General features: G+C 62.8%; 20 protein-coding genes. 12 read left to right on the top strand and 8 right to left on the bottom strand.

Annotated elements, in window-relative coordinates:
• Positions 1 to 2 precede the first annotated feature (2 nt).
• The 3 genes from ftsA to ACZ0BA_RS17595 all read left to right on the top strand — a co-directional run bounded on the left by ftsA (position 3) and on the right by ACZ0BA_RS17595 (position 3,272).
• The gene (gene ftsA / locus ACZ0BA_RS17605) at positions 3 to 1,235 is read left to right on the top strand and encodes a cell division protein FtsA (RefSeq protein ID WP_209724832.1); all 1,233 of its coding nucleotides are present in this window, start codon (positions 3 to 5) and stop codon (positions 1,233 to 1,235) included.
• 159 nt (positions 1,236 to 1,394) lie between these two features.
• Positions 1,395 to 2,618, top strand: a complete 1,224-nt coding sequence (gene ftsZ / locus ACZ0BA_RS17600; RefSeq protein WP_463452513.1) for a cell division protein FtsZ — start codon at positions 1,395 to 1,397, stop codon at positions 2,616 to 2,618.
• A gap of 150 nt (positions 2,619 to 2,768) precedes the next feature.
• Positions 2,769 to 3,272, top strand: coding sequence for a peroxiredoxin (locus ACZ0BA_RS17595; protein ID WP_463452512.1), 504 nt, complete (start codon positions 2,769 to 2,771; stop codon positions 3,270 to 3,272).
• A gap of 59 nt (positions 3,273 to 3,331) precedes the next feature.
• Here ACZ0BA_RS17595 and ACZ0BA_RS17590 read toward each other — a convergent pair whose 3' ends face one another.
• A complete protein-coding gene (locus ACZ0BA_RS17590; protein WP_463452511.1) occupies positions 3,332 to 4,105 on the bottom strand; it encodes a class I SAM-dependent methyltransferase in 774 nt (257 codons plus the stop codon).
• A gap of 91 nt (positions 4,106 to 4,196) precedes the next feature.
• Between ACZ0BA_RS17590 and ACZ0BA_RS17585 the strand changes: the two genes are divergently transcribed.
• On the top strand, positions 4,197 to 4,955 hold the full coding sequence (locus tag ACZ0BA_RS17585; protein WP_463452510.1) for a helix-turn-helix transcriptional regulator: 759 nt from the start codon (positions 4,197 to 4,199) through the stop codon (positions 4,953 to 4,955).
• Between the two features lie 14 nt (positions 4,956 to 4,969).
• Here ACZ0BA_RS17585 and ACZ0BA_RS17580 read toward each other — a convergent pair whose 3' ends face one another.
• Both ACZ0BA_RS17580 and ctaD read right to left on the bottom strand, forming a co-directional pair.
• Positions 4,970 to 5,437, bottom strand: a complete 468-nt coding sequence (locus ACZ0BA_RS17580; protein WP_463452509.1) for a DUF2244 domain-containing protein — start codon at positions 5,435 to 5,437, stop codon at positions 4,970 to 4,972.
• A 12-nt stretch (positions 5,438 to 5,449) separates the two neighbouring features.
• On the bottom strand, positions 5,450 to 7,084 hold the full coding sequence (gene ctaD, locus ACZ0BA_RS17575; protein WP_463452508.1) for a cytochrome c oxidase subunit I: 1,635 nt from the start codon (positions 7,082 to 7,084) through the stop codon (positions 5,450 to 5,452).
• Positions 7,085 to 7,265: 181 nt separating this feature from the next.
• Here ctaD and ACZ0BA_RS17570 point away from each other — a divergent pair, with 181 nt between their 5' ends.
• Positions 7,266 to 7,448 carry a hypothetical protein gene (locus ACZ0BA_RS17570; protein ID WP_463452507.1) on the top strand — a complete coding sequence of 61 codons (183 nt, stop codon included), beginning with the start codon at positions 7,266 to 7,268 and terminating at the stop codon, positions 7,446 to 7,448.
• Between the two features lie 22 nt (positions 7,449 to 7,470).
• Here the strand turns inward: ACZ0BA_RS17570 and ACZ0BA_RS17565 are convergent, their stop codons facing one another.
• The gene (locus ACZ0BA_RS17565; RefSeq protein WP_463452506.1) at positions 7,471 to 7,863 is read right to left on the bottom strand and encodes a VOC family protein; all 393 of its coding nucleotides are present in this window, start codon (positions 7,861 to 7,863) and stop codon (positions 7,471 to 7,473) included.
• 314 nt (positions 7,864 to 8,177) lie between these two features.
• Between ACZ0BA_RS17565 and ACZ0BA_RS17560 the strand changes: the two genes are divergently transcribed.
• Positions 8,178 to 9,020 (top strand): DMT family transporter, encoded by an 843-nt coding sequence (locus ACZ0BA_RS17560; protein ID WP_463454776.1) that lies wholly within the window; start codon positions 8,178 to 8,180, stop codon positions 9,018 to 9,020.
• A gap of 54 nt (positions 9,021 to 9,074) precedes the next feature.
• Complete coding sequence (gene lpxC, locus ACZ0BA_RS17555) at positions 9,075 to 10,010, top strand: UDP-3-O-acyl-N-acetylglucosamine deacetylase (RefSeq protein WP_463452505.1); 936 nt, start codon at positions 9,075 to 9,077, stop codon at positions 10,008 to 10,010.
• Here the strand turns inward: lpxC and ACZ0BA_RS17550 are convergent.
• Complete coding sequence (locus tag ACZ0BA_RS17550; protein WP_463452504.1) at positions 10,007 to 10,486, bottom strand: hypothetical protein; 480 nt, start codon at positions 10,484 to 10,486, stop codon at positions 10,007 to 10,009. The two genes, lpxC and ACZ0BA_RS17550, sit on opposite strands and share 4 nt — an antisense overlap.
• A gap of 257 nt (positions 10,487 to 10,743) precedes the next feature.
• Here ACZ0BA_RS17550 and secA point away from each other — a divergent pair, with 257 nt between their 5' ends.
• Complete coding sequence (gene secA, locus ACZ0BA_RS17545) at positions 10,744 to 13,536, top strand: preprotein translocase subunit SecA (protein WP_463452503.1); 2,793 nt, start codon at positions 10,744 to 10,746, stop codon at positions 13,534 to 13,536.
• A 51-nt stretch (positions 13,537 to 13,587) separates the two neighbouring features.
• Here secA and ACZ0BA_RS17540 read toward each other — a convergent pair whose 3' ends face one another.
• From ACZ0BA_RS17540 to ACZ0BA_RS17530, 3 genes are all read right to left on the bottom strand, one after another.
• Positions 13,588 to 15,231 (bottom strand): sensor histidine kinase, encoded by a 1,644-nt coding sequence (locus tag ACZ0BA_RS17540; RefSeq protein ID WP_463452502.1) that lies wholly within the window; start codon positions 15,229 to 15,231, stop codon positions 13,588 to 13,590.
• Positions 15,232 to 15,304: 73 nt separating this feature from the next.
• Positions 15,305 to 15,718, bottom strand: coding sequence for a type 2 periplasmic-binding domain-containing protein (locus ACZ0BA_RS17535; RefSeq protein WP_463452501.1), 414 nt, complete (start codon positions 15,716 to 15,718; stop codon positions 15,305 to 15,307).
• Between the two features lie 13 nt (positions 15,719 to 15,731).
• Positions 15,732 to 16,955, bottom strand: a complete 1,224-nt coding sequence (locus tag ACZ0BA_RS17530; protein WP_463452500.1) for a porin — start codon at positions 16,953 to 16,955, stop codon at positions 15,732 to 15,734.
• Positions 16,956 to 17,343: 388 nt separating this feature from the next.
• On the opposite strand from ACZ0BA_RS17530, the gene argJ reads away from it, so the two are divergent.
• The 4 genes from argJ (at position 17,344) to ACZ0BA_RS17510 (ending at position 20,535) form a co-directional block, all read left to right on the top strand.
• Complete coding sequence (argJ, locus tag ACZ0BA_RS17525) at positions 17,344 to 18,579, top strand: bifunctional glutamate N-acetyltransferase/amino-acid acetyltransferase ArgJ (RefSeq protein WP_463452499.1); 1,236 nt, start codon at positions 17,344 to 17,346, stop codon at positions 18,577 to 18,579.
• 1 nt (position 18,580) lies between these two features.
• Entirely contained in the window at positions 18,581 to 19,468 is an 888-nt protein-coding gene (locus tag ACZ0BA_RS17520; protein ID WP_463452498.1) for an ATP-binding protein, read from the top strand.
• The gene (gene mutT / locus ACZ0BA_RS17515) at positions 19,465 to 19,890 is read left to right on the top strand and encodes an 8-oxo-dGTP diphosphatase MutT (RefSeq protein WP_463452497.1); all 426 of its coding nucleotides are present in this window, start codon (positions 19,465 to 19,467) and stop codon (positions 19,888 to 19,890) included. The genes ACZ0BA_RS17520 and mutT overlap by 4 nt, the downstream gene beginning before the upstream one ends.
• A gap of 108 nt (positions 19,891 to 19,998) precedes the next feature.
• Positions 19,999 to 20,535, top strand: a complete 537-nt coding sequence (locus ACZ0BA_RS17510) for a DUF3455 domain-containing protein (protein WP_463452496.1) — start codon at positions 19,999 to 20,001, stop codon at positions 20,533 to 20,535.
• Positions 20,536 to 20,561: the final 26 nt, after the last annotated feature.

The raw sequence follows: 20,561 nt of genomic DNA, 5'->3' as shown, positions 1-20,561 counted from the left end.
ACATGACAAAAGACGCTAAAAACCTGATCGTCGGTCTCGACATCGGCACCTCGAAAGTGGTGGCCGTGGTGGCCGAGGTGATGGGCGATGGACGCCACGAGGTGATCGGGCTGGGTCAGCACGAATCGAAAGGCCTGAAGAAGGGCGTGGTGGTCAACATCGAAGCGACCGTCGAATCGATCCAGCGCGCGCTGGAAGAAGCGGAGCTGATGGCCGACTGCAAGATCCGCAATGTCTATGCGGGGATCGCCGGCAGCCATATCCGCAGCTTCAATTCGAGCGGCATGGTGGCGATCAAGGAAAAGGAAGTGACCGCGACCGACGTGGCGCGCGTCATCGAAACGGCAAAGGCGGTTAACATTCCGACGGACCAGCAACTGCTGCATACGGTGCCGCAGGAATTCATCGTCGACAGCCAGGAAGATGTGCGTGAGCCGATCGGCATGAGCGGCATCCGCCTGGAAGTGAAAGTCCATATCGTCACCGGCGCGGTGTCGGCGGTGCAGAACATCGTCAAGTGCGTGCGCCGCTGCGGGCTGGAAGTGTCGGATTTGATTTTGCAGCCGATGGCATCGGCCGACGCGGTGCTGACGCCGGACGAAAAAGAACTGGGTGTTGTGCTGATCGATATCGGCGGCGGCACCACCGACGTGGCGGTGTTCTCCGATGGCGCGATCCGCCACACGGCGGTGATCCCGATCGCCGGCGACCAGATCACCAACGATATCGCGATGGCGCTGCGCACGCCGACCTCCGAGGCCGAAGAGATCAAGATCCGCTACGGCGTGGCCAAGCAGGTGCTGGCCGATCCGGGCGAGAGCCTGGAGGTGCCGGGACTGGGCGACCGGGGTCCGCGCAACCTGTCGCGCCAGGCGCTGGCGGCGGTGATCGAGCCGCGCGTCGAGGAGCTGTTCGCGATGGTGCACCAGGTGGTGCGCGAGTCCGGTTACGAGGGCGTGCTCTCGTCGGGCATCGTGCTCACCGGCGGCACGGCGATCATGCCGGGCATGGTCGAAATGGCGGAAGACATCTTCCTCAAGCCGGCGCGCCTTGGCACGCCGGACTATCGTGGCCAGTTGGCCGACGTGGTGCGCAGCCCGCGCTACGCGACCGTGCTTGGCTTGCTGTTGGAAGCGAAAAAGCAGTACCTGCGTGGTCACATCGTCACGCGGCAGGATGGGTCGGTGAAGGCGGTATGGCAGCGCATGAAGGAATGGTTCTTAGGTAATTTTTAAGGCAGCACGAGTAAAAGATTCGAAGCAGGTACGAAGCACAAATACGGGTGGTTTTTTCACTAAACTTTTTTTAAATTGAAACCGCAGTTTTCAATCCCCAGTTCTTCTACCAATATGAGGACTGGCGCTTGAAAACCGCATTCTGATAGGGAGTACATCATGGAGTTTGATATGGTCGATAACGCAGCTTTGGGCACCGTCATCAAGGTCGTCGGAGTCGGCGGAGCAGGTGGCAATGCAGTTCAACACATGATCGTCAAAGGCATGTCCGGCGTGGAGTTCATCGCCGCAAACACCGACGCGCAGGCGCTGTCGACCTCGCGCGCGCACAACGTCATCCAGATCGGCGAGACCGGCCTGGGTGCGGGCATGAAGCCTGACGTCGGCCGCAAGCTGGCCGAGGAATCGCGTTCGCGCATAGAAGACGCACTGCGCGGCGCGCACATGGTGTTCATCGCCGCAGGCATGGGCGGCGGCACCGGCACCGGCGCGGCGCCGATCGTGGCCGAAGTGGCCAAGTCGCTCGGCGCGCTGACCGTGGCGGTGGTATCGAAGCCGTTCTCGCACGAAGGCCAGAAGTGCATGGACATCGCCGACGAGGGCCTGGAGCAGCTGTCGGAACACGTCGACTCGCTGATCGTGATCCTGAACGAGAAGCTCGAAGAGATCTACGAAGACGAATCGCTGATCGAATGGCTGCAGCACGCCGACGATGTGCTGAACAACGCCGTTGCCGGTATCGCCGAGATCATCAACGTGCCGGGCCACATCAACGTCGACTTCAACGACGTCAAAACCATCATGGGCGAGCAGGGCAAGGCCATGATGGGCACCGCGACCGCGTCGGGCATCGACCGCGCACGCATCGCGGCCGAACAGGCGGTGGCTTCGCCGCTGCTGGACGGCGTCGATCTGTCGGGCGCGCGCGGTGTGCTGGTCAACGTGACCGCAAGCCGTGGCCTGAAAGGTAAAGAGATCAAGGAAGTCATGGCTGCGGTGCGCGCGTTCGCTGCGCCGGACGCTTCGATCGCACAGGGTATCGCCTACGACGACACCATGGGCGACGAGATCCGCGTGACCGTGGTGGCGACTGGCCTGGGCAAGGGCAAGAAGCACGTGCAGCTGGTGCCACAGCAAATGCTGCGCACCGGTACCCACAACAGCCCGATGATGCCTTCGGGCGCCTTGGGCGGCGCGGCGTCGGCCGGCGTGTCGATGGGTGCGACCAGCGGCATGGGCGGCGGTGGCGCTCCTGCCTTCGACGGCATGAAGGCGCCGGCGGTATGGCGTCGCGAATCGGCTTCCGAGCAGGTGCGCGCGATGGAAAAGAACGGCATGGAGACCTACGACATTCCAGCCTTCCTGCGCAAGCAGGCCGACTAAGGGTCGATCGGCGCTACCAGGAGTCAACCAAGGCCATCCGGCACGATTGTGCAGGATGGCCGGGGATCAGGCATACTGTGCGTTCTATGCCGGGAAGAGCCGCGCTTGCGCGGCTTTTTTACGTTCACACCCCAACAAAAGGAGTCACACATGACCATCAAAATTGGCGATACCCTGCCGGAAGGCACCCTGTCCGAATTCGTTGAAACCGAAACCGAAGGCTGCTCGCTCGGCCCGAACACCTTCAATGTGCAAGACCTGGTAAAGGGCAAGAAGATCGCGATCTTTGGCCTGCCAGGCGCCTACACGCCAACCTGCTCGGCACAGCACGTGCCAGGCTACGTCAAGCACGCCGCCGACCTGAAGGCCAAGGGCGTCGATGAAATCTGGTGCATCTCGGTCAATGACGCGTTCGTCATGGGCGCATGGGGCCGCGATCAGAAAGCCACCGGCACCGTTCGCATGATGGCTGACGGCAACGCCGCCTACAGCAAGGCGCTGGGCCTGGACGCCGACTTCAGCAAGCACGGCATGGGCACGCGTTCGCAGCGTTACTCGATGCTGGTCGAAGACGGCGTCGTCAAGCAGCTGAACGTGGAACAAGGCGGCAAGTTCGAAGTGTCAAACGCCGAGACCCTGCTGGGCCAGGCGTAAGCCGGCAGTGACGCAGTGAACAAGGCGCCGGCGACGGCGCCTTTTTTTCGTCCGCAGGTTTAGTAGATATCTCCGTGGTGATGGGTGGCCGTGAACAAGGTCGAGGCGATGGTGAACGAGTCGTCGGATTGGACCTCGAAGTGTCGGCGGGTTTCCTGCGGCGCGCTGGCGAACAGGCTGCGGATCGCCGCGACCCGCTCGGGCGGCGTGCGCATGCGCGCGGTCCACTCGTCGAACACCATTTGCAGCTTCCAGTCGCCGGCGCGCTCGGGCCGGAAGCCTGCCGCCTGCAGCATCGCCGTCCATTCGGACGGACGGTAGTCGCGCACATGCGAGCCGTCGCGCAGCAGTTCGACCGCCTGCAGGGTGGTGTCGTGCAGCGGCGTTTCCGGCGCGGTGATGTCGATCACGACCAGCAGGCCGTTGGGCTTGAGCACGCGCTTGACTTCGCGCAGCGCGGCCGGAACGTCCGGCCAGTGGTGCGCCGAGAAGCGCGTGACGACCATGCAGAACGAGGCGTCGGCAAAGGGCAGGCTGGTGGCGTCGCCTTGTTCGGTGACGATGTTGTCCATGCCGCGCTCTTGCGCGGCGGCGCCCACCACGGCCAGCATCTCGGGCGACAGATCGAACGCGGTAGCCGAGCGCGCGACCGGGGCGACGGCGAAGCTGGCGTGGCCTGCGCCGCAGCCCAGATCGAGCACCAGCGGTTTGCCAAGGGCGGCGGCAAGTTCGCGCAGCATGGCCAAGTCCGCGCCCTGCGAGTGGACGGTGCTGGTCAGGTAGGCGCTGGCGGTGGGGCCGAACTGCTGGGCGACGACGGCTTGCTGTTGCATTTTATTTCTCCTGAAATGGGCGGGTCAGGGCAGAATAGGCGGGTTTATATCCTGTAACAAGACAAGTACTTATCCTGGTATAAAACCTACCATGCAAAACAAATTAGGCGATTTCATCCGCGCGCATCGTGAACGCACCACGCCGGCCAGCGTCGGACTGCCGGGCGGCGGACGGCGGCGTACTCCCGGCTTACGGCGCGAAGAGTTGGCGCAGCTGTGCGAAGTCAGCCCGACCTGGCTGACGTGGCTGGAGCAGGGCAGGCCGGTGTCGGCATCGGGCAAGATGCTGGCGCGGCTGGCCGAGGTGCTGCAGCTGAGCGCGGCCGAGCGCGAATATCTGTTCGGCCTGGCAGCGCGGCTCGATCCTCAGGATGGCGCCGACGGCGCGCCGGCCGACGTTGCGCTCGATGCGATCGTGTCGGCCGTGGACGCGCCGGCCTATGTGCTCGACCTGTGCTGGGACGCGGTGGCGTGGAACGACGCGGCGGCGCGCTTGCTGGCCGGCTGGCTCGATGGGCCGTCGCCGAACCTGCTGCGCTTTATGTTTCAGTCGGCCGCCGCGCGGGAATTGATCGTTGACTGGCCCGAGCGCGCGCGCCGGCTGGTGGCCGAGTTCCGCGCCGACATTGGCAAGCACGCCGAACATCCGGCCGTGCGCGCGCTGATCGCCGATGTGGAGCGCGACAGCGCCGAGTTCCGCCAGCTGTGGCGTTTGCAGGATGTGGTAGGCAGAGAGGGCGGGCTGCGGCGTTTCCAGACCTCGGCGGAGCAGGAGCTGAGCTTTAATCAGGTGACCTTGCATCTGGCCAAACGCCACGACCTGAAGTTGGTGATGCTGCTGCCGGTGTGAGGCGCGACGGCGGATCAGTCGCCATGGCGCCGCAGCCACTGGCCCAGCTCCGCAGCGATGCAGTGACGCTCCTGAGTGCTGAGAAAGCGCCCGAGCACCACCATCCGGTCGCGGTGGTCACTCAGGCGTATCGGATCGCTCTCCCGCTCCGACGGCATCAAGCGGGTGGTCCACAGGTCCAGTTGCCGGCGGCTGCAATCGGCGCCCCGGCGCTGTTCGATGACGATGCCGATTTCCGAGATATCGATGCGGTCGTAGTCGTCGAGGTGCTTGGCATACATGTGCAGGCACAGGGCCAACGCCGCCATCTCAAGCAGCGCATATCCGAGTATGTGCCAGTATCCCAGGAACATAAACCCAACCCCGACGCCCATCGTCGGCGCACAGAGCGTGGCGAACAGCAGCGTCAGTTGTGGACGGCGCAGGACGCAGCGCTTTTGCAGCAGCCAGCTACGGCGCTCCGAGGGCATATCACGAGGCATGCTGGCTCCTGCTTAAATGATCGTGGGTGGCTTTTCGAAGGTGTGGAACGGCGCCGGGCTCGGCACCGTCCACTCCAGGCCATCGGCGCCTTCCCACGGCTTGGCCGGCGCCGGCGTGCCGCCACGGATGGTCGGGATCACGATGGCGAACAGGAAGTAGACCTGCGACAGTCCGAACAGCAGCGCGCCGACCGTGGCGACCTGGTTGTAGTCGACGAACTGGGTCGAGTAGTCGGCGTAGCGGCGCGGCATGCCGGCCAGTCCGAGGAAGTGCATCGGGAAGAACGTGACGTTGACCCAGATGAGCGAGTTCCAGAAGTGGAAGCTGGCGCGCCGCTCGTTGAACATGTGCCCGGTCCACTTGGGCACCCAGTAGTAGTAGCCGGCGAACAGCGCGAACAGCGAACCGGCCACCAGCACGTAGTGGAAATGCGCGACCACGTAGTAGGTGTCGTGCACCTGGATGTCGATCGGCGACACCGCCAGGATCAGTCCCGAAAAGCCGCCCAGCGTGAACACCCACAGGAAGCCGACCGAGAACAGCATCGGCGCCTCGAACGTCATCGCGCCGCGCCACATTGTGGCGATCCAGTTGAACACCTTGACGCCGGTGGGCACGGCCACCAGCATGGTCGCGTACATGAAGAACAGCTGGCCGGTGATCGGCATGCCGGTGGCAAACATGTGGTGGGCCCACACGATGAACGAGATGATGGCGATCGAGCCGGCCGCGTACACCATCGAGGCATAGCCGAACAGCCGCTTGCGCGAGAACGCCGGGATGACTTCGGAGATGATGCCGAACGCCGGCAGGATCAGGATGTAGACCTCGGGGTGGCCGAAGAACCAGAAGATGTGCTGGTACATGACCGGATCGCCGCCGCCGGCGGCGTTGAAGAACGTGGTGCCGAAGTGCCGGTCGGTCAGGATCATGGTGACGGCTGCCGCCAGCACCGGCATGACGGCGATCAGCAGGTAGGCGGTGATCAGCCAGGTCCAGCAGAACATCGGCATGCGCATCAAGGTCATGCCCTTGGCGCGCATGTTGAGGATGGTGGTGATGATGTTGATCGCACCCATGATGGACGAGGCGCCCATCAGGTGGATGGCGAAAATGGCCAGGTCCATGCCGATGCCCATCTGCGTGGACAGCGGCGGGTACATGGTCCAGCCGGCGGCGGTGGCGCCGCCGGCGCTGAAGAATGATCCCACCAGCATCAGGCCGGCCGGCGGCAACAGCCAGAACGAGAAGTTGTTCATGCGCGCGAAGGCCATGTCGGAGGCGCCGATCTGCAACGGGATCATCCAGTTGGCGAAGCCGACGAAGGCCGGCATGATGGCGCCGAAGATCATCACCAGGCCGTGCATGGTGACCATTTGATTGTAGAACTCGGGATAAAAATACTGCAGACCGGGCTGGAACAATTCGACACGGATCAGCATGGCCAGCAGGCCGCCGCTCATCAGCATCACCAGCGAGAACCACATGTAGAGCGTGCCGATGTCCTTGTGGTTGGTAGCGTACAGCCAGCGGCGCCAGCCGTGTGGGTGGTCGTGTGCGTGGCCCGCCTCATCGCCATGGACGAAGTCCGGTGACGGTGACTTGAGCGTGGGTTGTGAGGCTTCGTCGAACGTGTCAATGGCCATGGTTGCTCCTTCATCAGTCAAGCCAGCATATGGCGAGCAGAGCGCGTTCGAAAGCGTCAAGCGTGCCGCATCGATGTAGGCGACAGCGCTATAATTTTTTCAGAAATTTCCGAAGCGGGGCGGGAGTGTCGAGGAACCTCGGCGTCCGCCATTTGTCTAATGTTTCTTGAAGGAGTGAGCGATGAAATCTCAGCAACGATCAGATACTCTGCTGCCGGCCGATGACCAGGTGGCCGAAGAAGTGAACACCGACCAGCAATCGGAGCAGGCGCGCAAGACCGGCCATGCGCCCGAGCAACCGCCAGGCGCGCCGGCGGTGGACGAAGCGGTGGCCGATACGCTAGGCGGCGGCAAGGAGAAGTAGCGTTGGCGGGATCGGCCGTCGCTCAGCCGGCGGTCCACACCAGATTCCACAGGTGCCCGTCGAGATCTTCGAAGCCCTGGTCGTACATGAAGCCGCGGTCTTCCGGCGGATGCGGCGTGCGGCCGCCGGCGGCGACCGCTTTGGCGATCAGGCTGTCCAGCTCGTCGCGGCTCTCACAGCTGAGGCAGATAATGACTTCATTGGCCTCTTTCGCTTGCGCAAGCGGCTTGTCGATCAAAGACCGGAAGAAGTCTTCGGTCATCAGCATGGCATAACTGCTGTCCTCCACGATGACCATGAAGGCCGCGTCGTCGTTGCTGAACTCCGGCTTGAAGCTGAAGCCGAGAGCGGTGAAGAAAGCCTTGGACCTGTCGAGGTCCTTGACGGCGAGGTTGAAGATGATTTGTTTTTTCATGACGTCTCCATGTTGATAATCCGATCGATAAAAGGTGTTTCATGATGGCGACGAATGACGATGCCTGAATTCGACAACCCGTTGTAAAAATAACTGCCCAAGCCGTTGCCTCCTGCTGCAAAGAAATTATCAACTTGCTATAATCAAAGCCGATCACGGCGCCGCCGACCATAGCCGCCGCCCGCGATCCTGGCTCCGGACGTCGCCATGATGACGTTCCCAGTGGCCCGCGCCGGGCCTGTAGCAAGGAGCTTCTTCTGTCTTTCGTCGCCACTCCCATCTCCCGCATGGAAAACCTGCACAGCATTTACGCGATGCTGATCGCCGTAATGATGTTCTCATTCATGGACACCACCATGAAGCTGCTGTCGGCCCATTATCCCGCCATGCAGGTGACGGCCTTACGCGCGCTCAGTTCGCTGCCTCTGCTGTGCGGCTACATCATTTATCGCGGCGCCTTCCGTGGCATCTTCGCGGTGCGCTGGTCGATGCAGATATTCCGCGCCGTGCTCGGCATCGCCATGCTGACCACTTTCGCGTTCGGCCTGAAGTCGCTGTCGCTGGCGGAGGCGTATTCGATCTTCTTCATCGCGCCGTCGCTGATCACGGCGCTGTCGGTGTTCGTGTTGAAGGAAAAGGTCGGCCCGGGCCAGTGGGTCGCCATCGTGGTCGGCCTGGTCGGCGTGCTGGTGGTGCTGCGCCCGGAAGGCACCGGCTTCCTGACTCTCGGCGGCCTGGCCATCCTGGCGGCGGCCGCCTGCTATGCGATGTCGGCCATCGCGGCGCGCGTGCTGGCGCGCTCGGACAGCACCGAGTCGATGATGTTCTGGTTGCTGACCATGATGGCGGCCGGCGCCGTGACGTTGTCGTACAGTAGCTGGGTGCCGGTGCGCGCGGAGGACGGCTGGGTGCTGCTGGCGCTGGCGCTATCGGGATTTTTCGGCCAGTTGGCCATCACCAAGGCGTTCAGCACCGGCAAGGCGTCGGTGGTGGCGCCGTTCGAATACTCGGCGCTGGCCTGGGGCGTGGCGATCGACTGGCTGCTGTGGCAGACGCTGCCCGATGGCTATACCTTGCTCGGCGCCGGCATCATCATCGCCAGCGGCATTTACCTGGTGCGGCGCGAGGCGGTGCACGTCGAGGCCGAGCATCCTTAACAGCAGGAAACGCTGCCCGCAGCGCGGCGATCTCAACTTCGTTATAATCGGGCCATGTTAAAACAACGCACTATTAAAGAACTGGTCCGCACCACGGGTGTCGGCCTGCATTCCGGCACCAAGGTCGAGTTGACCTTGCGTCCGGCCGAGCCCGATACGGGCATCGTCTTCCGCCGCGTCGACCTGTCGCCGGTGGTGGAGTTCCCCGCCAGCGCCATGGCCGTCGGCGACACCCGCATGGCGTCGGTGCTGGTCAAGGACGGCGCCCGCGTGTCAACCGTCGAGCACCTGATGTCGGCCTGCGCCGGCCTCGGTATCGACAACCTGTATATCGAGGTCAGCGCCGAGGAAATCCCGATCATGGACGGATCGGCGTCGTCGTTCGTGTTCCTGCTGCAGCAAGCCGGCGTGCTCGAGCAGCCGGCCGCCAAGAAATTCATCCGCGTGCTGAAGCCGGTGGAAGTGCGCGAAGGCAAGGGCGACAAGGAAAAGTGGGCGCGCCTGACCCCGCACGACGGCTTCAAGCTGGACTTTTTCATCGAATTCAACCATCCGGCGGTCGATGGCACGCAGCAGCGCGCCAATGTCGACTTCGGCGATGTGTCGTACGTGCACGACGTGGCGCGCGCGCGCACCTTTGGCTTCATGCAGGACGTCGAGATGTTGCGCGGCATCGGCCTGGCGCGCGGCGGTTCGCTCGAGAACGCCATTGTCATGGACGAGTACCGCATTCTCAATTCGGACGGGTTGCGCTATGACGACGAGTTTGTGCGCCACAAGATTCTCGACGCCATCGGCGATTTGTACCTGGTCGGCCATCCTTTGCTGGCTAGTTACGAGGCGCACAAGTCCGGCCACGCGCTGAACAACCAGCTGTTGCTGGAGCTGCTCAAGCATCCGGATGCGTATGAGATCGTCTCGTTCCAGACCAACGAATCCGCGCCGCCGTCGTATTTGCGCCAGATGGCGCGTGAGTGGGCGCTAACTTAAGCGGGCCGGCGGCGGGCCACCATGGCCTTCAGCGCCGCGATCAGCGTGGCGTTCTGCGGGGTGTCCTCCAGCGTCTCGCCCAGCGCGTCGAAGGCGGTGACGGCCGCGTCCGGTAGCGACAGCGCCCGCATCTGCTCCTTGATCTCGGCCGGCTTGGTCATCTGCACCCGCAGTTTGACGCCGTTGACCTGCCAGCCGCGCCGCGCCAGCGTCTCCTGCAGCTTCGGAATCTGCTGCTTGAGCTTGGCGGCCAGCGACGCGTTCGGCAGCGACAGGGTCAACTGGCCGTCGTCGAAAGCGAGGATCTCGCAATACTTGAACATCGCCGGCAGGGCGATGGCACAATCTTTTTGCAGCGACGCCATGCGTTCGATGGCCGGCATCATCGCTGCCAATTTGTCATCACGGCGCAGGAAGTCGGTTGCGCCGACCGGCGTGCGGCGGTTGATCGATAGATTGGAGGAATTAAATCGCATGCGGCGAAACATATCACAGCGCAGGATTCCCGTCATCAGCCCGCCTGGCTGCCGGCCCGGCGCCGGGCGCCAACCAGTAAAATAGGTTGATTTTGTGACATTGTTTGCCTTTGGGGTATTGTTATATAGGTCAATAACCCAACCTTGGCACGGACGCATGATAAAATCACCGTCTTTTGCCATAGTCGAACTCCGTGCGGTAAGGCGTTTTTCACCTACAGAGCTTTTTTTAACGGCGTTTTTTCAAGAATTCAAGCATGTCATTACTGACCCAGATTTTCGGCAGCCGCAACCAGCGTCTGCTCAAGCAATACCAAAAAACGGTACGCGAGATCAATGCGCTCGAGCCGGCGATGGAAAAACTGTCGGATGCCGAGCTGCAAGCGAAGACGCCCGCCTTCAAGGCGCGCATCGCCAATGGCGAGGCGCTCGACGCGCTGTTGCCTGAGGCGTTCGCCGTCTGCCGCGAAGCGAGCAAGCGCGTCTTCAAAATGCGCCATTTCGACGTTCAGTTGCTGGGCGGTATGGTTCTGCACTTCGGCAAGATCGCCGAAATGGGCACGGGCGAGGGCAAGACCCTGACCGCGACCCTGCCGGCCTACCTGAATGCGCTGTCGGGCAAAGGCGTGCACATCGTCACCGTCAACGACTATCTGGCCCAGCGCGACGCCGAGACCATGGGCAAGCTGTACGCCTGGCTCGGCTTGACGACCGGCATCAACCTGTCGCAGATGGAGCACTCCACCAAGCAGACCGCGTACGCGTCCGACATCACCTACGGCACCAACAACGAATTCGGTTTCGACTACCTGCGCGACAACATGGTGTTCGAAGCCAGCGACCGCGTTCAGCGCGCGCTCAACTTCGGCATCGTCGATGAAGTCGATTCGATCCTGATCGACGAAGCCCGCACCCCGCTGATCATCTCCGGCCAGGCCGAGAACCACACGGACCTGTACCACAAGATCAACGAAGTACCGAAGCTGCTCACGCAGCAGATCGGTGAAGAGACGTCGGACGGCAAGGGCAAGGTTGAAGTGCCGGGCGATTACGTCAAGGACGAAAAAGCCCACTCGGTGCTGCTGACCGAAGCCGGCCACGAAAAAGCCGAAGGCATCCTGACCCGTATGGGCCTGCTGCCGGAAGGCGCGTCGCTGTACGACTCGGCCAATATCACGCTGGTGCACCACCTGTACGCGGCGCTGCGCGCGCACGCGCTGTACTTCAAGGATCAGCACTACGTGGTGCAGAACAATGAAGTCGTCATCGTCGATGAATTCACCGGCCGCCTGATGACGGGTCGCCGCTGGTCCGACGGCCTGCACCAGGCGGTCGAGGCGAAAGAAGGCGTCAAGATCCAGAACGAGAACCAGACCTTGGCCTCGATCACGTTCCAGAACTACTTCCGCATGTATGCCAAGCTGGCCGGCATGACCGGCACCGCCGATACCGAAGCGTACGAGTTCCAGGAAATCTACGGCCTTGAAACCGTCGTTATCCCGCCGAACCGGCCGTCGCAGCGCAAGGACCGCCAGGACCAGGTGTACAAATCGGCGGCCGAGAAGTACAACGCCATGATGCTGGAAATCCGCGAATGCTACGACCGCGGCCAACCGGTGCTGGTCGGTACCACCTCGATCGAAAACTCCGAGCTGTTGTCGAGCATCCTGACCAAGGGCGGCCTGCCGCACAACGTCCTGAACGCGAAACAGCATGCCCGCGAAGCGGAAATCATCGCGCAGGCGGGTAGCCCGAAAGCGATCACCATCGCCACCAACATGGCCGGTCGCGGTACCGACATCGTCTTGGGCGGTAACGTCGAAAAGCAGATCCAGTTCATCGAAGCCAATCCCGACCTGAGCGACGCCGACAAGGCGGCGCAGGCCAAGGCGATGCGCGACGGCTGGCAAGCGTTGCACGAGCAGGTCGTTGCCGCCGGCGGTCTGCATATCGTCGGCACCGAGCGCCACGAATCGCGCCGCGTCGACAACCAGCTGCGCGGCCGCGCCGCGCGCCAGGGTGATCCGGGCATGTCGCGTTTCTTCCTGTCGCTCGACGACCAGCTGCTGCGCATCTTCGCGGGCGACCGCGTGCGCGCCATCATGGACCGTCTGAAGATGCCGGAAGGCGAACCGATTGAAGCGGGCATCGTCTCGCGTTCGATCGAATCGGCACAGCGCAAGGTCGAGGCGCGCAACTTCGACATCCGTAAGCAGCTGCTCGAATACGACGACGTCGCCAACGACCAGCGTAAAGTGATTTACCAGCAGCGTAACGAGCTGCTGGAAACCACCGACATCTCGGAGCTGATCGAATCGCTGCGCCACGGCGCCTTCACCGACCTGGTACGCGAATACGTGCCGGCCGAATCGGTCGAAGAGCAGTGGAACATCAAGGGCCTGGAAGCGGCGCTGGCGTCGGAATGGCAGATCGACGTGCCGCTGACGGCGATGCTGGATTCCGAGCAGAATCTCAACGACGACGATATCCTGGAACGCGTGCTGGCGGCAGCCGATGCGGTGTATCAGGCCAAGATCGATATCGTTGGCAAGGAATCGTTCGGCGGCTTCGAGCGCAACGTCATGCTGCAAAGCGTCGACAGCCACTGGCGCGAGCACCTGGCCGCTCTGGACCACCTGCGCCAGGGTATCCACCTGCGCGGTTACGCGCAAAAGAATCCGAAGCAGGAATACAAGCGCGAAGCGTTTGAACTGTTTGGCCAGATGCTGGAAATGATCAAGAACGAAGTAGTCAAGTTGATCATGACGGTGCGTATCCAGTCGCGTGAAGAAATCGACGCTGCGGAAGCGGCGATGCAGCAATCGCACGTGGAAAACGTCAGCTACCAGCACGCGGACTTCAACCCGAACGCGGCGCCGGAAGAGTTGTTGGCGCCACAGGCGGCGCCGAATCTGGGCGGTTTGCCGCCGGAGCTGCAAGGCCTGAGCGGCGAGCAGCTGATGGAGCTGGGCCTGAAGGTCGGCCGCAACGACCCTTGCCCTTGCGGCAGCGGCAAAAAGTACAAGGCTTGCCACGGCAAGCTGGCGTAAATAAAAACCGGAGCCTGGCGCTCCGGTTTTTTTTCGTGGGTCTTCGCGGGCCTAACGACTGCCGTCCCTTTGCGGCGCTGTGCGCGGCAACAGCATCCGTACCGAGGTTCCCGCACCCTGCGCCGACGAGACGCTGATGCGCCCACCCAGCACCGCCGTGACGATGTTGTACACGATGTGCATACCCAATCCCGTCCCGCCCTGGCCCATGCGCGTGGTGAAGAACGGATCGAACACCCGCCGCAACACGTCGTCCGTCATGCCGATACCATCGTCGCTGAACGTCAGCTCCACCATGCCGTCCGCCGCCGCCGCCGCGTGCACGGTGATGGTCCCGCTGCCGCCAGCGTCGAACGCGTGATTGAGCGCGTTGTTCATCAAATTATTCAGCACCTGATACAACCCGCCGGGATAGGAGTCGAAACGCAAGCCATCCTGTATCTCCAGCACCACCTCGCAACCGGCGCGGCGCAGGCGTGGCGTATAGGTGGCGATGGTGTCGCGCACCGCTTCCTGCAGGTCGAACTCGCGGCGCTGGTCGTTGGTCTGGTCGACGGCGATCTGTTTGAACGACGAAATCAGCTCAGCCGCCTTGTGCAGCGAGTTCGATATCAGCTGGCTGGCCATGCGCACCTCTTCCAGATGCACGATCAGCTCCGAGCGGCGCAACGCGCCGGCGGCGACGTGGCTTTCGAAATCCTCGACGCGGTCGCGCAGCGAGGTCGAGGCCAGCAGGCTGTTGCCGATCGGCGTATTGAGTTCGTGCGCGATGCCCGCCACCAGCGATCCTAACGAGGCCATTTTCTCCGACGCCAGCAGCTCGACCTGCGTGCGCTGCAAGGTGGACAAGGCGGCGCTCAAATCGGCGTTGGCCCGCTCCAGCGCGGCCGAGCGCTCGGTCACGCGGCTCTCCAGCGAGACGTTGAGGTCTTTCAGATCGCGCTTGGCTTCCGACAGGCGCAGCTCCGAGTGCTCCAGTTGCGCGATGCGCTCGCGCAGCGCCCCGCTCATGGTATTGAGCGCACGCGCGAAGGCGGCGATTTCGTCGTCGCCGTCGACCGCCAGCGCCTTGCTGTAGTCACCCAGTTCCATTTGCGCCGATTGTCCCATCAGCGCGCGCAGCCGGCGCCCGATGCCGTGGGTGAAGGCGTAGAACAGCAGCAGGCCTATCGCCAGGCCGGCGAGTGAAATCACGCCGCCCTGCAACATGACCTTGTCGCGCGCGTGTTTCAGATCTTCCGTGGTGAGACCGAAGTTGATGCTGCCGATGCGGTTATTTTGCAGCAGCAGCGGCGAGCGCGCATGCAAGGTCGCGCCGTCGATGATGGTGTGGACACCCTTGAAGCTGGTGCCGCCACCTTGTTTGAGGATCACGGGCAGCGGCGCGTTGCGCTTGCCCACTTCGATGATCGGTTGTTCGTTTTCGTCCAGTATCAGCAGATAGCGCAGCAGGCTGTCGTCGGGATCGGCCAGCATTTCGGCCAGATAGCCGCTCAGCTCCGGCAGGCGGTTGCGTGTGGCATAGGGACTGAGGGAGAGATTGAGCGTGACCGCGTATTCCTGCGCGACCCGCTCGGCGTTGGTGCCGACCGCCTGGTTCATCAGCCGGATGCTATTCCATATCAGCAGGGCGACCACCAGCGCCTGGATCACGGCACTGAGCAAGAGGAATTTGGCGCGCAGCGATAGGCTCACGATGGACGGCTCACAATGATCGCCAGGTCGTGCCGGGACGCGGACAGCCGTCCCGGCACGACGAAGGCGAGGGTTAAGGCAGCGTCAGAATCACCTTGACGGTATCGTCCACTGCGGACTTGTCAATATAACCGATCGCCTTCGGGTCTGCGGCCACGGCTTTTTTCACTTCGGCGTTGCCGCTGTATTCCTTCGGCGGCGTAGCCTTACCGGTGAACACCAGCTTGGACCACAGCGCCTTGACCTGCGCGGCATCCTTGTCGGCGACCTTGCGATAAAAGTCGGCACGGATCGGCGAACCCTCTGCCTGGTCGACCGGCGTGAACAGCGTCGATTTACCCAGGAAGAATTGCGATGCCTGTTCCGAGAACATGCGCGTGGCCGGATTTTTCTGGCTGACGATAACGACGGTTTCCGCCGACGCCGACAGCGCGAACGAGGCCATGGCCAACGCGGACAGCGCGAGCGAGATAACGATTTTTTTCATGTGCGCTTTCCAATCAGAATACGAAGTCGAGCGAAGCACCGACGACGGTGACGCTATTGCGGTAGCCGGCGGCCGGCGCGAAGATCAGCATGCCCGATTTGGTCTTGGGCTTGACGCGGTCCACCTGGACTTTGAGCGCCAGCGATTTGGCGAAGTCCCAGCGCACGCCGACCAGGTCGGAGCTCTGTTCGGCCGACACCAGCGTGCCGCGCACGGCGGTCGACAGCGCGCCAGCGCGCGGGAAGTTGGCCGGCAGGTTCACCGAGGTGCCGGCGTCCTTGGTGGACGCGTGCGAGTAGTACGGCAGGAATTTGCCAAGGCGGTAGCCGGTCATGAAGTACCAGGCGTTGGTGTCCGGGATGTAGACCGGGTCCTTGGCGCGGCGCTGCGCGTACTCGGTCTGCACCAGGATGTTATTCCAGTCCATGGTGGCGCCGAGCGACGTGAAGGCGATCTTCTTGCCATCGGTCAGATTCAAATCGCTGGCAAGTTGCGCGAAGCCGACCTGGCGCAAGGTCGCGCCAAGGCTGTTGATCGGCGCCAGATCCTTGATCTTCAAGTCGGCGCGGGCATGGCCGACGCGTACCGTGAACGGACCGTATTCGCCACCCAGGCTGATACCCGCGGCCGGAGCGCGATAGTTGGCCACCGAGCCGGCGCCGGTCGGCACGAACAGCTTGCCGCGGCTGCGGCCGACGAAGGCCTGGCCGGTGAAGTTGAAGTCACCGAAGGCGCGCTGGTAGTTGACGTCCGCGCCGTCGGCGTTTTCCATTGGCTCCTGGCCGTACATCTCGATCGGTGGACGCATCATGGTGTTGGCGTAGCCGACGTTCTGGTAGTCGGAGATCAGGAAGATCGGCATGACGATGCGGCCCACGCGCACGCTCACTTCATCGGTGACGCGCGCCTTCAGGAAGCCCCAGGTCAGGTCGGTGGAATAGCTGTCGCTGGTGCTCTTGCGGGTCAACACCTGCACGGTGCCGGACAACCAGTCGTTCATTTTGTAGGTCGCTTGCAGACCCAGATTGGTATCGAGGCCGATGCGGGCCTTGTCGCCGATGCCTTCGGCCTGGTTGTAGCGGGCGAATTGCACATCGTCGGTGTTGCTCTTGGCAACACCCAGCGTGCCGAAGCCACTGATGGTCAGGTTGCCGTCGTCCAGCGTTCCCGCGCGCGCCTGGGTGGCGGTGGCGGTGAGGGCCGACAATACTGCCGCTACTAAAAGTTGCTTTTTCATGTGATCAAAATCCTTGTTCGTGTTCGATTTTTTAGTTGGCTTTGTTTATGACAATGCGGGGGTGGGGCATTCGTTGCTCACGTTAAACTAATTTCTCAAATGCATGAAAGCCAAACTGGAGAAATGGACGACCGTGCTAAAAATATGTGGTTTTTGTGCAAAAACTCCCATGAATTCATGGGCTTGTGTTGCAACGTTAAGATTCTTTTTGCGCATATTTATCAATTTCGCCAGTGATCGGGCGACGTTCGCGCGTGTGACCAATAGTTACTGATTTGTTTGACGCCGCGTCGCGCAGGCGGGGGCGCGAAGGCATGCGACGTTTTATGCGTCAGGTATTACAATAGCGGCTCCCGATTCCCAACTTCGCACCCACGAGATCACTTATATGGCCGTCAATTCCCCTCTGCCCCTTGCCTCCGCCCTGAAGCCTGTCGCCGGCGTCGAAATCGGCTTTGCCGAAGCCGGCATCAAAAAGCCGAACCGCAAGGACGTGCTGGTGGTGAAGGTCGCGCCGACGGCCACCGTGGCGGGCGTGTTCACGCTCAACCGCTTCTGCGCCGCGCCGGTGCAGATCGCCAAAGCCCACCTGGCCGCCGCCAAAGAGAGCGGCAAGCCGATCGCCGCGCTGCTGATCAACACCGGCAACGCCAACGCCGGCACCGGCGAACTGGGTCTGTCGCTGGCCAACGAAACCTGCGCCGCGCTAGCCGCGCAACTGGGTTGCGAGCCGTCGCAGATCCTGCCGTTTTCGACCGGCGTGATCCTCGAACCGCTGCCGGCCGCGAAAGTCATCGCCGGCCTGCCGCAAGCGGTCGCCGGCCTGAAGGCCGACAACTGGTACAACGCGGCCGAAGCCATCATGACCACCGACACCCAGCCGAAGGCCGGCTCGCGCACGGTCGTCATCGGCGGCCACACGGTCACCATGAGCGGCATCAGCAAGGGCGCCGGCATGATCAAGCCGAACATGGCCACCATGCTGGGCTACCTGGCGCTGGACGCCAAAGTCGCGCAGCCGGTGCTCGACGTGCTGGTCAAGCAGGTCGCCGACAAGAGCTTCAACTGCATCACCATCGACGGCGACACGTCGACCAACGACTCCTTCATGCTGATCGCCACCGGCGCCGGCACGCTGGAAGTGAACTCGGTCGACTCGCCGGAATATGCCGAACTGGCGGCCGCCGTCACCGAGCTGTCGCTGTTCCTGGCGCAGGCCATCGTGCGCGACGGCGAAGGGGCGACCAAATTTATCACCATCACGGTGGAAGAGGGCGAGAGCGTCGAAGAGTGCCGCAAGATCGCCTATTCGATCGGCCATTCGCCGCTGGTCAAGACCGCGTTCTTCGCCTCCGATCCGAACCTGGGCCGCATCCTGGCCGCCATCGGCTACGCCGGCGTGGATCTCGACGTCGGCAAACTGAATCTGTACCTGGACGATGTGTGGGTGGCCAAGGACGGCGGCCGCAATCCGGACTACAAGGAAGAAGACGGCCAGCGCGTGATGAAGCAAAGCGAAATCACCGTGCGCGTCAAGCTGGCGCGCGGGGCGGCGGCGGCCACCGTCTACACCTGCGACCTGTCGCACGACTACGTCAGCATCAACGCCGACTACCGTTCCTGATATGGCCACGCCTCTCGAACAATTCCTGGTGCGCGCGGAGGCGCTACTCGCGCGCGTCGAAGCGGTGCTGCCGCAGGCGCCGCGTGAACCCGACTGGAAGCTGGGTTTCGCCTTCCGCTGGAGGAAGCGCAGCGGCGGTGGCGCCAGCTATCTGCAGGCGGTGGCGCACGTGTCGCCGATCGCGCTGGACGACTTGCAGCATATCGGCCCGCAGAAAGAGCAGATCGAGCAGAACACCCGCCAGTTCGTGCAGGGGCGGCCGGCCAACAACGTGCTGCTGACGGGCGCGCGCGGCACCGGCAAATCGTCCTTGATCAAGGCGTGCCTGAACCAGTTCGGCAAGGACGGCCTGCGTCTGATTGAAGTCGACAAGGCCGATCTGGCCGAGCTGCCGGACATCGTCGACATCGTCGCCGGCCGGCCGGAGCGCTTCATCATCTTTTGCGACGACCTGTCGTTTGAAGAGGGCGAGAGCGGCTACAAGGCGCTGAAGGTGGCGCTTGACGGCAGCATCTCGGCGCAGTCGGACAATGTGCTGATCTACGCCACCTCCAACCGCCGGCACCTGATGCCGGAACGGATGTCGGACAACACCAGCTACAAGCATGACGAGGATGGCGACCTGCATCCCGGCGAAACGGTCGAGGAAAAGATATCGCTGTCGGAGCGCTTCGGCCTGTGGCTGTCGTTCTACCCGTTCAAGCAGGACGATTACCTGGCCATCGTCGGCCACTGGCTGTCGTCCTTGGGCTGCACGGAACAGCAGATCGAAGCGGCGCGCGGCGACGCCCTGCGCTGGGCCTTGCAGCGCGGCTCGCGCTCGGGCCGGGTGGCGTGGCAGTTCGCCAAGGACTACGCCGGCAAACTGCCGCAGGGCGGCCAGGCATGAGCGACGGCGAAGCGAAGATCAAGCCGGTCGACGTCGCTGTCGGCATCCTGATGAAGCCGAACGGCGACGTCCTGCTGGGCCAGCGTCCGGCCGGCAAACCGTATGACGGCTACTGGGAATTCCCGGGCGGTAAAGTCGACCCCGGCGAAACAATACTGCAAGCGCTCAAGCGCGAGTTTGTCGAAGAACTGGGGCTGACGATCAACAGCGCCGAGGAATGGTGCGGCGTCGAATACGTGTACCCGCACGCGCACGTGCGGCTGCATTTCTACATCAGCAGGGATTGGGAAGGCGAGCCGCAAAGCCTCGAAGGCCAGGCCTTCGCGTGGCAGGGCACGGTCGGCGTCGAACCGCTGCTGCCGGCGACGATACCGCTGCTCGAATGGCTGGACGTGGTCCGCGCCGAGCGCGCCGCGCTGTGATTCGCCAAATTTATTTGCATCGGGCTGCATCCAAACGCGTCGCTGGCGTGTAGTACTGGCATCAACGGGACAATCCCGCTGGTTCTCACTACTACTCAGGAGCCTGACATGCAAATCCAACAATCCGCCGCCATCCTTGCCGCCGCCGTCCTGCTGTCCGCTTGCGCCAGCGCCCCGACCTTCAACCAACAGGCTTTGCCGGCCGCCGTGCAGGTGCCGGAAGGTAATAAGGTCGCGCTGGAAACCGTCGGCGCCGGCGATATCACCTATGAGTGCAAGGCCAAGAAGGATGCCGCCGGCCAGTTCGAGTGGACTTTCGTCGGCCCGGACGCCGGCTTGAGCGATCGCAGCGGCATGAGCGTCGGTAAATACTTCGGCCCGCCAGCGACCTGGCAGAGCAACGACGGCTCCAAGGTCACCGCCACCCAGGTCGCGGTCGCTCCGGCCGGCGCCGGCAATATTCCGTCGCAACTGGTCAAGGCCAACCCGGCCATGGGCAGCGGCGCCATGACCGGCGTCACCTACATCCAGCGCGTCGCCACCAAGGGCGGCGTGGCGCCGGCCAGCGCTTGCGCCGCCGCCAATCTGGGCGCCAAGGAAACCGTGAAATACCAGGCCGACTACATCTTCTGGAAAGCCGCGTAATTTCGTTGCCAGGCCGGCGGTCGCAA

It is taken from the genome of Duganella sp. AC917 (assembly GCF_979258245.1).
This window is presented reverse-complemented; position numbering and strand designations above follow the sequence as displayed.

Bases quoted from the DNA above. Each gene is read 5' to 3' on its own strand.
- ACZ0BA_RS17520 (WP_463452498.1), top strand. From the start codon at position 18,581: ATGGCCACGCCTCTCGAACAATTCCTGGTGCGCGCGGAGGCGCTACTC.
- ACZ0BA_RS17580 (WP_463452509.1), bottom strand. From the start codon at position 5,437: ATGCCTCGTGATATGCCCTCGGAGCGCCGTAGCTGGCTGCTGCAAAAG.
- ACZ0BA_RS17560 (WP_463454776.1), top strand. From the start codon at position 8,178: ATGCTGATCGCCGTAATGATGTTCTCATTCATGGACACCACCATGAAG.
- mutT (WP_463452497.1), top strand. From the start codon at position 19,465: ATGAGCGACGGCGAAGCGAAGATCAAGCCGGTCGACGTCGCTGTCGGC.
- ACZ0BA_RS17530 (WP_463452500.1), bottom strand. From the start codon at position 16,955: ATGAAAAAGCAACTTTTAGTAGCGGCAGTATTGTCGGCCCTCACCGCC.
- ACZ0BA_RS17535 (WP_463452501.1), bottom strand. From the start codon at position 15,718: ATGAAAAAAATCGTTATCTCGCTCGCGCTGTCCGCGTTGGCCATGGCC.
- ACZ0BA_RS17510 (WP_463452496.1), top strand. From the start codon at position 19,999: ATGCAAATCCAACAATCCGCCGCCATCCTTGCCGCCGCCGTCCTGCTG.
- ACZ0BA_RS17590 (WP_463452511.1), bottom strand. From the start codon at position 4,105: ATGCAACAGCAAGCCGTCGTCGCCCAGCAGTTCGGCCCCACCGCCAGC.
- ftsZ (WP_463452513.1), top strand. From the start codon at position 1,395: ATGGAGTTTGATATGGTCGATAACGCAGCTTTGGGCACCGTCATCAAG.
- ACZ0BA_RS17570 (WP_463452507.1), top strand. From the start codon at position 7,266: ATGAAATCTCAGCAACGATCAGATACTCTGCTGCCGGCCGATGACCAG.
- argJ (WP_463452499.1), top strand. From the start codon at position 17,344: ATGGCCGTCAATTCCCCTCTGCCCCTTGCCTCCGCCCTGAAGCCTGTC.
- ftsA (WP_209724832.1), top strand. From the start codon at position 3: ATGACAAAAGACGCTAAAAACCTGATCGTCGGTCTCGACATCGGCACC.
- secA (WP_463452503.1), top strand. From the start codon at position 10,744: ATGTCATTACTGACCCAGATTTTCGGCAGCCGCAACCAGCGTCTGCTC.
- ACZ0BA_RS17595 (WP_463452512.1), top strand. From the start codon at position 2,769: ATGACCATCAAAATTGGCGATACCCTGCCGGAAGGCACCCTGTCCGAA.
- lpxC (WP_463452505.1), top strand. From the start codon at position 9,075: ATGTTAAAACAACGCACTATTAAAGAACTGGTCCGCACCACGGGTGTC.
- ACZ0BA_RS17585 (WP_463452510.1), top strand. From the start codon at position 4,197: ATGCAAAACAAATTAGGCGATTTCATCCGCGCGCATCGTGAACGCACC.
- ACZ0BA_RS17550 (WP_463452504.1), bottom strand. From the start codon at position 10,486: ATGCGATTTAATTCCTCCAATCTATCGATCAACCGCCGCACGCCGGTC.
- ctaD (WP_463452508.1), bottom strand. From the start codon at position 7,084: ATGGCCATTGACACGTTCGACGAAGCCTCACAACCCACGCTCAAGTCA.
- ACZ0BA_RS17565 (WP_463452506.1), bottom strand. From the start codon at position 7,863: ATGAAAAAACAAATCATCTTCAACCTCGCCGTCAAGGACCTCGACAGG.